The 8,328-nt window shown below is 72.1% G+C and carries 11 protein-coding genes; 8 read left to right on the plus strand and 3 right to left on the minus strand.

Features of this window, described 5'->3' with window-relative positions:
- Nucleotides 1-213, minus strand: a 213-nt coding sequence (locus tag AB0I76_RS17225; RefSeq protein WP_357035963.1) for an HTH domain-containing protein, incomplete at its 3' end; no start/stop codon positions are given.
- On the opposite strand from AB0I76_RS17225, the gene AB0I76_RS17230 reads away from it, so the two are divergent.
- Both AB0I76_RS17230 and AB0I76_RS17235 read left to right on the plus strand, forming a co-directional pair.
- Nucleotides 212-796, plus strand: a complete 585-nt coding sequence (locus tag AB0I76_RS17230) for a DinB family protein (protein WP_357035966.1) — start codon at nt 212-214, stop codon at nt 794-796. The genes AB0I76_RS17225 and AB0I76_RS17230 overlap by 2 nt on opposite strands.
- Before the next feature lies 1 nt (nt 797).
- Nucleotides 798-1,235, plus strand: coding sequence for a VOC family protein (locus AB0I76_RS17235; RefSeq protein ID WP_357035969.1), 438 nt, complete (start codon nt 798-800; stop codon nt 1,233-1,235).
- A 60-nt stretch (nt 1,236-1,295) separates the two neighbouring features.
- Here the strand turns inward: AB0I76_RS17235 and AB0I76_RS17240 are convergent, their stop codons facing one another.
- Complete coding sequence (locus AB0I76_RS17240) at nt 1,296-2,015, minus strand: alpha/beta hydrolase (RefSeq protein WP_357035972.1); 720 nt, start codon at nt 2,013-2,015, stop codon at nt 1,296-1,298.
- A 342-nt stretch (nt 2,016-2,357) separates the two neighbouring features.
- Between AB0I76_RS17240 and AB0I76_RS17245 the strand changes: the two genes are divergently transcribed.
- The 6 genes from AB0I76_RS17245 (at nt 2,358) to AB0I76_RS17270 (ending at nt 7,442) form a co-directional block, all read left to right on the plus strand.
- Nucleotides 2,358-3,608, plus strand: a complete 1,251-nt coding sequence (locus AB0I76_RS17245; protein WP_357035975.1) for a PP2C family protein-serine/threonine phosphatase — start codon at nt 2,358-2,360, stop codon at nt 3,606-3,608.
- A 49-nt stretch (nt 3,609-3,657) separates the two neighbouring features.
- Nucleotides 3,658-3,801 (plus strand): hypothetical protein, encoded by a 144-nt coding sequence (locus tag AB0I76_RS17250; protein ID WP_357035978.1) that lies wholly within the window; start codon nt 3,658-3,660, stop codon nt 3,799-3,801.
- Nucleotides 3,798-5,306: a bifunctional 3-(3-hydroxy-phenyl)propionate/3-hydroxycinnamic acid hydroxylase gene (locus AB0I76_RS17255; protein ID WP_357035981.1), complete on the plus strand. Its 1,509-nt coding sequence runs from the start codon at nt 3,798-3,800 to the stop codon at nt 5,304-5,306. Before AB0I76_RS17250 ends, AB0I76_RS17255 begins: the two co-directional genes overlap by 4 nt.
- A gap of 138 nt (nt 5,307-5,444) precedes the next feature.
- Nucleotides 5,445-5,675, plus strand: a complete 231-nt coding sequence (locus AB0I76_RS17260; protein ID WP_357035984.1) for a hypothetical protein — start codon at nt 5,445-5,447, stop codon at nt 5,673-5,675.
- 324 nt (nt 5,676-5,999) lie between these two features.
- Nucleotides 6,000-6,920, plus strand: coding sequence for a polysaccharide deacetylase family protein (locus tag AB0I76_RS17265; RefSeq protein WP_357035987.1), 921 nt, complete (start codon nt 6,000-6,002; stop codon nt 6,918-6,920).
- 12 nt (nt 6,921-6,932) lie between these two features.
- Nucleotides 6,933-7,442 carry a nitroreductase/quinone reductase family protein gene (locus tag AB0I76_RS17270; protein ID WP_357035990.1) on the plus strand — a complete coding sequence of 170 codons (510 nt, stop codon included), beginning with the start codon at nt 6,933-6,935 and terminating at the stop codon, nt 7,440-7,442.
- 9 nt (nt 7,443-7,451) lie between these two features.
- Here the strand turns inward: AB0I76_RS17270 and AB0I76_RS17275 are convergent, their stop codons facing one another.
- The gene (locus AB0I76_RS17275) at nt 7,452-8,072 is read right to left on the minus strand and encodes a YdeI/OmpD-associated family protein (RefSeq protein WP_357035993.1); all 621 of its coding nucleotides are present in this window, start codon (nt 8,070-8,072) and stop codon (nt 7,452-7,454) included.
- Nucleotides 8,073-8,328: the final 256 nt, after the last annotated feature.

Consider the following 8,328-nt stretch of genomic DNA (forward strand, 5'->3'; position numbering starts at 1 on the left):
GCCGAGCGCGCGCAGTCCCTGCACGACGCGGCCCACCGAGCGCAACGATACGCACAGCTCGGCGGCGAGTTCGGCGGCGGTCCAGGACGACCGCCGCTGCAGCAGCCCCAGCAACCGCAGCACCCGCTCGGTCGTCGCCTCGACGGTCACGTGCTCATCGTTCCACAGATAGCGGAACGATCCTGTCCGCGATATGCGGCAGGGTGGAACCATGACCGACCAGGACTGGAATCCCCTGCTCCGAGACCAGCTCGCCGCGCACTGGACCAACCAGCTGCGAAACCGCCTCGACGGACTCACCGACGACGAGTACTTCTGGGAGCCGGCACCGGGTTGCTGGAGCGTACACCCGCGCGGCACCGCCACCGCGCCGGTGCAGGCCGGGGCCGGCTCAATGACCATCGACTTCGCGATGCCGGAGCCCGACCCGCCACCGTTCACGACGATCGCCTGGCGACTCGGGCACGTGATCGTCGGCGTGCTCGCGGTCCGTAACGCCGCGCACTTCGGTCGGGCGCCCACCGACTACCAGTCGTTCGAGTACGCCCCGACCGCGGCCGCGGCGCTGGCGCAGCTCGACACGGAGTACGCCACGTGGCTGGCCGGGGTCGAGTCCCTCGGCGAAACCGGCCTGGCCCGCCCCTGCGGGCCGGCGGAGGGACCGTACGCGGAGCATCCGCTGGCCGCGCTGGTGCTGCACATCAACCGCGAGATGGTCCACCATCTGGCCGAGGTGTGCCTGCTCCGCGACCTCTACCTGCACACTCACCGGCAGACCCGACAGGAGGCGAGCTGACATGGCCCGCGACGTCCAGATCACCTTCGACTGCGCCGACCCGGCCGGATTGGCCGCGTTCTGGGCCGAGGCCCTCGGCTACCGGATACAGGACCCGCCCGGGGGCTTCGAGTCGTGGGAGCAGGCCCTGGAGGCGATGGGCGTGCCGCCGGAGCGCCGGAACGACGCCTCGGCGCTGGTCGACCCCGAGGGCTCCCGACCACGGCTGTTCTTCCAGCGGGTGCCCGAAGGCAAGCAGGCCAAGAACCGGGTGCACCTCGATGTGCGAGCCGCACCCGGGCTGCAGGGCGACGCGCGGATGGCGGCCCTGGAGGCGGAGGCCGAGCGGCTCCTCTCCCACGGCGCCACCCGGATCCGGCGCCATGAGCCCGCTCCCCCGATGGACGCCGGTCACCTCGTGATGGCCGACCCCGAGGGCAACGAGTTCTGCCTCGACTGACCAGCCGCGCGGCGGGACCGGCGACCACCGCCGGCCCCTGCCGCGCAGCGCACGGCCGGATCAGCCACCGATGCCGCGTACCGCCTCGATGATCGTCTCGGCGACCTCGCCGGGCTGGGACACGGTCATCGCGTGTGACGCCCCCGCGACCTCCCGTACACCCCGGGCGCCCGCCCGCTCGGCCATGAACCGGTGCGCGGCGACCGGGATGTTCCGGTCGGCGTCGCCGAACACGAACCAGGACGGCAGGGACCGCCAGGCCGGCGACGCGGCGGACAGCCCACCGCCGAGCGCCGCCTCGGTGACCGGGCGCTGGGTCCGCGCCATCAGCTTCGCGAGGTCACCCGGCACGTCCGCCGCGAACTGCGCGGGGTAGCCGTCCTGCCCGATCGCCACCTCGTTCCCGCCGGTGGCCACCGGGTAGGCCACGAGGGTGTCGGGGAGTGTGCTGCCGGGGAACCGTCCGGACAGCGTCAGCGCCGACTCGCCGGTGTCCGGGCAGAACGCGTTGACGTACACCAGGGCCCGCACGGACGAGTCGTCGGTGGCGGCCTCGGTGATCACCATGCCGCCGTACGAGTGACCGACGAGGACGACCGGCCCACCGATCCCGGCCATCACGTCCCGCACGTACGCGGCGTCCCCCGCGACGCTGCGCAGCGGATTGGCGGCGGCCACCACCGGGTACGCGGCGCCGAGGCGTTCGATCACACCGTTCCAGCTCGCCGACTCGGCGAACGCGCCGTGGACGAGAACGACGGTGGGCTGCTCATCTGGCACGACGATCCGCTCCCTTGCGTCGGGACGGTGGCGCGTCCACACCCCGTCCGTTCTGCGTCGGCGCGGCTGATTACCCGCCTGTCGGACGCGAAACGCCCCCGCGCGCCCATGCCGCCGGCCGGGCGCCCCCGCATACCGGCCGCCGAACCGCCCGGTCGGAGAGGAGGCGCCGCGACATGCCGAACACCTACCGCCCGTCGATCCTGCTGGCGTCGCTCGTGCTGGTCCTGGCAACACCGGTCGCGGCGCTCGCCGCGGCGCGGCTGCGCTCCGCCCCGCACCCCGTAGGACCGGGTCACGGCACCGGACTGCTCGCCGGTCGCTGGGCCTATGCTCTGCCGCGTGACAAGGAAACGGTGGACCGGCGTGGATCTGGGCAAGGTGCTGCACGCCGTCGAGGACGCCGCCCCGGTCGACGCGGTGGAGGCCGTGACCCGGGGCATCGGCGTCGACCTCGGGGCGTTGTGGGTGTCGTTCCTCGTCGCGGACATGAGCGGCCGGGCCCTCGTCCGGCTGGCCCACGTTCCCTTCGGCACCCGGCCTGGCAGACGTCGGCAGGACGAGGACGTAGCCACCGTGCTGCCCTTCGACGGCGGACCGCAGGAACAGGCGCTCCGCTCCCAGCGCGTGCAGGTTCGTTCGAGCGGAGATGATCACGTTGTGATGGCGCCCGTCACGCAACGGGGCGAGGCCATCGGACTGTTGGAGATCTCGTTGCCGGTCGAGCCGGACGACGATGCTCTGGCCGAGATCTCCCGGGCCGCGCACGCGCTGGCGTTCGTGGTGATCGCCGCCCGGCGGCACACCGACCTCTTCGAATGGGGTCAGCGGACCACCCCGTTCACCCTCGCTGCCGAGATCCAGCGGCGGCTCCTGCCCTCTTCGTTCACCTGCGAGGCCGGATCGTTCACCCACTCGGCATGGTTGGAGCCGGCGGCCAGCATCGGCGGAGACACCTTCGACTACAGCCTCGCGCGTAACCTGCTGCACCTGAGCATCACCGACGCCGTGGGCCACGGAGTCCACAGTGCCCTGACCGCTACGCTCTGCGTCGGCAGCCTCCGCCACACCCGCCGCCGCGGTCACACGCTTCTCGACCAGGCCCAGGCCGCGAACTCGGCGCTGATCGAGAACCCGCCCGGAGGGTTCACCTTCGCCACCGGACTCCTCGGCCGGCTCGACCTGCGCACCGGCGTGCTGGCCATGGTCAACGCCGGCCACCCGACCCCACTCCTGGTACGCGACGGAACTGTCGCACCGCTCGCGCTACCGGTCGACCCGCCGTTCGGCGTACTGCGCCACGGGACCTACCGCACGACCGACATCCCGCTGCGCCCCGACGACCGGCTCATCCTGCTCACCGACGGCATGCTGGAACGCGGCGCCGCCCGCCTCGACCTGCCCGCACGGCTGCGGGGCCTCACCGGCCTGCACCCCAGGGAGGTCGTCCGCGAACTCGGCGACGCCGTCCTCGACGTCGCCGGGCCCACCCTGCCCGACGACGCCTGCATGCTCGTCCTCGACTGGCACGGCGATCACGGCGACCACAGGTCCACCACCGCCGGCGCCGATCCCCGGCGAGCGAGTGCCTGATGCCCGGTCGGCGCCCCTGGCCGGTCGTTCGTTGCGCGGCAGGTCCTCGGTGACCCGGCTGCTGCTCCTGCTCGCCGGAGCCCTCGCGGTTCACCTGCGCAACGCAGACGGCCCCCAGAAGTACGCCCCGGCGCTCGTCTGCGGACTCCTCGTCACCGTCTACCTCGCCCTCCACCTCGGATCGGCCCGGTGAGGACGGTTCCCGTGGTGATCGTCGGCGCGGGCCCCACCGGGCTCACCGCCGCGGCGCTGCTCGCCCAGTACGGCGTCGAGTGCCTGGTCCTCGAGCGCTGGGAGTCGATCTACCCCCAGCCCCGCGCCGTCGCCCTCGACGACGAGGTCCACCGCATCCTGGCGCGGCTCGGGCTCCGCGACGAGTTCGCCGCGATCTCCCGGCCGCACCGGGGTCTGCGCCTCCTCGACCGGAACATGCGCGTGCTGGCCGAGTTCCGGCGCGACACCGCGTCGGGCCGGCACGGCTACCCGCAGGGGAGCATGTTCGACCAACCGGAACTGGAGGCGCTCCTCCGCCGCAATCTCGGGCGGCACGACACCGTCACGTTCCGCGGAAGCGCCGAGGTGACCGCGTTGACCCAGGACGCCGGCGGGGTGCGGGTCGACGTCACCGACACCGCCACGGGAGAGCGGGAGTCCGTCCGGGCGGCGTGGGTCCTGGGCTGCGACGGTGCGAGCGGCCTGTCCAGGGCCGCCATCGGCGCCGCCATGCAGGACCTGGGCTTCACGCAACGCTGGCTCGTCATCGACGTGGTGACGGAGGCCGACCTCGGCCAGTGGGAGGGCGTGCACCAGCTCTCCGACCCGGCCCGCGCCGGCACGTACATGCGGGTCGGGAGGACCCGCTACCGCTGGGAGTTCCAGCTGAGGCCCGACGAGACCGCCGACGACTACCGCGACATGGCCCGCCTGCATCCGTTGCTCTCGCGGTGGACCGGGGACATCCCCGTCACGGAGCTGGAGGTCATCCGCGTCGCCGAGTACACCTTCCGCGCGCAGGTCGCCGACCAGTGGCGCGACCGGCGGGTGTTCCTGCTCGGCGACGCCGCCCACCTCACCCCACCGTTCATCGGCCAGGGCATGTGTGCCGGGCTGCGCGACGCGATGAACCTGGCCTGGAAGCTCGCCGGTGTGCTCGACGGGACTCTGGCCGAGACCGCGCTGGACACGTACGAGATCGAACGCCGGCGACACGCCCGCGCCATGATCAAGCTGGCGATGGTCATCGGTACGGCGATGACGGCCGGCGGGGAGTTCGGTAACGTCATCCGTCGCGCCGTGGCGCCGCGGCTGCACCTCGTACCGGGCCTGACGGACCTGGCCACGGACAGCCGGACGCCCCCGCTGCGCCGCTCCGACCTCGTGGTGAGGCCCCGGCTTCGTCGCGGCCTCGCGGGCGGGCTGTGCCCGAACGCGGTCATCGACGGCGACCGGCGTTTCGACGACGTGGCGGCCGGCCGGTTCGCAGTCGTCACGTCCGTCGAGCCGTCCACGGCACTACGAGCCGACATCGAACGGCGCGGGGCGGTACTCATCATCGCCAGGCCGGGCAGCGAACTGCACCGCTGGTTGGGCACCGGCGGCGCTCGCGTGGCCGTCGTCCGCCCCGACGGCGTCGTTCTCCGTGCCGGCAGACACCTGCTCCCCCGTACGATCAACGCTGTCCCGGCGATCAACGGATGACCGGAAGCTCAGCCGCCGGGCGGGCGGCCGGCGCGTGGCTGAGGTGGCCCCGCCCATGCGACAGGCATCAACCTTTCACCCCTGCAGCCGGGCCGGTTGGGGGCACCGCGAGCGACGGGCTCGCCTAGACTCCGCGGGGTGATCGTGCGGAGGGCCGGCGCCGCGGACGTGGCGGTGCTCGCGGAACTACGCGGCGTCGACGGGGACAAGCTCAGCGCGTACGCCGACTGGGTTGCCGCCCACGCGGAGACGCACCTGCCGTTCGTCGCCGAGCTCGACGGGCACGTGCGCCGCGCGGTCGACTTCTACCTGCGCAACGGCTTCAGCCACCACCGCCAGATCCTGCTCTGGGAGCTGGCGGCGTCCTGATCGGCCCCGTGGACGGGTATCAATGCGATCCCGCTGCATCAGCGTCGATGCCCTCGTACGGTGCTTCGGGGGTGGTGGAGGGACAGGGGACGACCCGACCCAGCCTCGTCGCTGACTGCCTCGTTGCCGCAAGGGCTACCGCCACTTCCGCTGGACAGAGCCCGTTGCGCAGCGGTAGATCGAGCGGTCAGCGACAGCAGGGCCGACAGGTCGGGACCTTCTGCCCCGCCAATCCTGGTCCTTGGGGCCTTACCTCGGATCGTGACGCCACCGCACTGTGGAGTTGAGCGCCGTTCCGTTCTCGCCGCTGTCGAGGAGGTCCCCGTGCGACATCGATTGCTCGTATCCGCGGTCGCCGGCGCCGCCGTCGCCGCGATCCTGCTGGTCGTCATCGTGGTCGCCGTCGTCCGGCGTGGCGACCACCATGCGGCCCCCCTGCCGGCACCGGCGGTGACGACGCCCTCGCTGTCCTCACCGTCACCGTCACTGTCACCGTCCCCGTCCCCGCCACCGGACGTCTCTTCGTCGAGTTCCCCGACGAGCGGCCCGACGGGCGACCCGACGATGGCGTTGACGCGTTCTCCCGCACCGGCGGTGCCGGGCCCGCCGCGCGGTCTGCTCGGCAAGGACATCGACGTGATCCCCACCTCGCAGCCGATAGTCGCGTTGACGTTCGACGCGGGAAGTAACGCCGACGGCCTGCCGGCGATCCTGCGCACGCTGGTCAGCGAGAAGGTGCGGGCGACCTTCTTCCTGACCGGCAGCTTCGCCGACCGGCATCCCGACGCCGTGCGGAGCATCGTGGCCGCCGGTCACCGACTGGGTAACCACACCGCGACCCACCCGTACGCCACCAGGCTGACCGACGCCGCCCTCCGTGTCGAGGTGGCCACCGGACAGCGGCAGGTTCTGGCTGCCGGTGGTACGGACACCCGCCCCTTGTTCCGCTTCCCGTACGGCGACCGGGACGCCCGCACGATCGCCGCGGTCAACGGCGCCGGCTACGTGGCCGTCCGGTGGACGGTCGACACTCTCGGCTGGAAGGGCACCGACGCCGGCATCACCGTGCCACAGATTGTGAGCCGCGTGGTCGCAGCGGCGCGACCCGGCGAGATCGTGCTCATGCACATCGGATCCCACCCCGAAGACCGCTCCACGCTCGACGCCGAGGCGTTGCCGGCCGTGATCGACCAGTTGAGAAGCCGGGGCTACCGGTTCGTCACCCTCGACGCCCTGCTGGCATAGAGGAGGTGCCCCGTGCATCCACAGGATTACAGCCGGCGCATCGCGTACCGGCCTCCGGCCGCCTGGTACCGGCGTATCAGCAATCGGCTCGGGGTGGTTCTCACCTCGCTCGGTCTCGCTCCCCGCGACGCCGTCACCTTGACGGTGCGTGGCCGCCGGTCGGGCAAGCCCCGTCGGGTTCCCGTTCTCAAGACGCCGTACCAGGGCGACGACTATCTGGTCGCGCTGGCCGGAGAGTCCGAGTGGGTCCGAAACCTGCGGGCGGCGCAGGGTCGTGCCGTGATCCGCCGACGGTCGGCCTGTCCGGTTTATCTGGTGGAGATCTCCGTCGACGACAGGCCCGCCGTCATCTCGGCCTACCTCGTACGTGCGGCCGAGCGGAGTGGACCAGCGGCCGCCGCGCAGGCTGCTCGTTACTACTTCGGCCTGACTGCCCGGCCGTCCCTCGATGAGATCCGCGCGGTGGCGCGGTACTACCCGGTGTTCCGGGTCACTTTCCGGCCGGAAAGGCCAGCGGCATGAACAGAATGATCATGACGAAGTCGATGACGGCGAGTTCGGAGGCTTGGCCTTCTGCGGGTAGATCGTCTCGTGGCGGGCCAGCATGGCGACGAACTCGCCGATCTTCCGCTCACGGGTCTGTGCCTGTTTGACGGCGTTGAGGCGGTGGATGAGGGCGTACCGGTTGGTCTTGGTGAGGACGTCGAACATGGCCCGGGCGGCGGGGTCGGCGGCGACGGCGGCCAGGAGGTCGGCCGGCACCTCGGCCTCCGACGGCGGGGCGTAGGCGGCCGCCCACCGCCCGTCCGCCTTCGCGGCTTCCACCGCGGCGCGCCCCGGGGGCAGCATCCGTCCCTGCGCCTCCAGCCGGGCCACGTGGGAGACGTTGCGTTGGGACCAGGAACTGCGGGGCCGGCGAGGGGTGAACCGGATCCAGGAGGTCTCCTGATCCCGTTTACGGGCCTGGCCGTCGATCCAGCCGAAGCACAGGGCCTCGTCGACCGCCTGCTGCCAGGTCAGCGTCGTGACCGTGCCGCCCTTCTTGGTCAGGGCGAGCCAGACACCGGGCGACGTGGCGTGGTTGGCCGACAACCACGCGCGTAGCTCGCCAGCGTCCGCGACGATCAACTCTTCCAGTTCCGCGCTCCCCATGGAAGCAGGCTAACCGCGCGCCGATCGCTCGGTTAATCGCCGGGGCCGGACCTCGATGCTCAGGACGATCCCCGCACCGGCCCCGGCCCGCACCGACGATCCGGGAGCCGCACAGTCGCGTGGTGCACGAGGAGCGGATCCGGCAGGCGTACGCCTCCGCGCCTCGGTAGCGACTGACCACGGCGATCGGCGGTCCCGCGCGGTCGGAGCGCGCGCCCGTGCTGTCCCTGCTGACCGCGGCCAAGGCCGCGGCCGA

This window comes from Micromonospora sp. NPDC049799 (assembly GCF_040656655.1).
In the GTDB taxonomy this organism is placed as follows: domain Bacteria; phylum Actinomycetota; class Actinomycetes; order Mycobacteriales; family Micromonosporaceae; genus Micromonospora.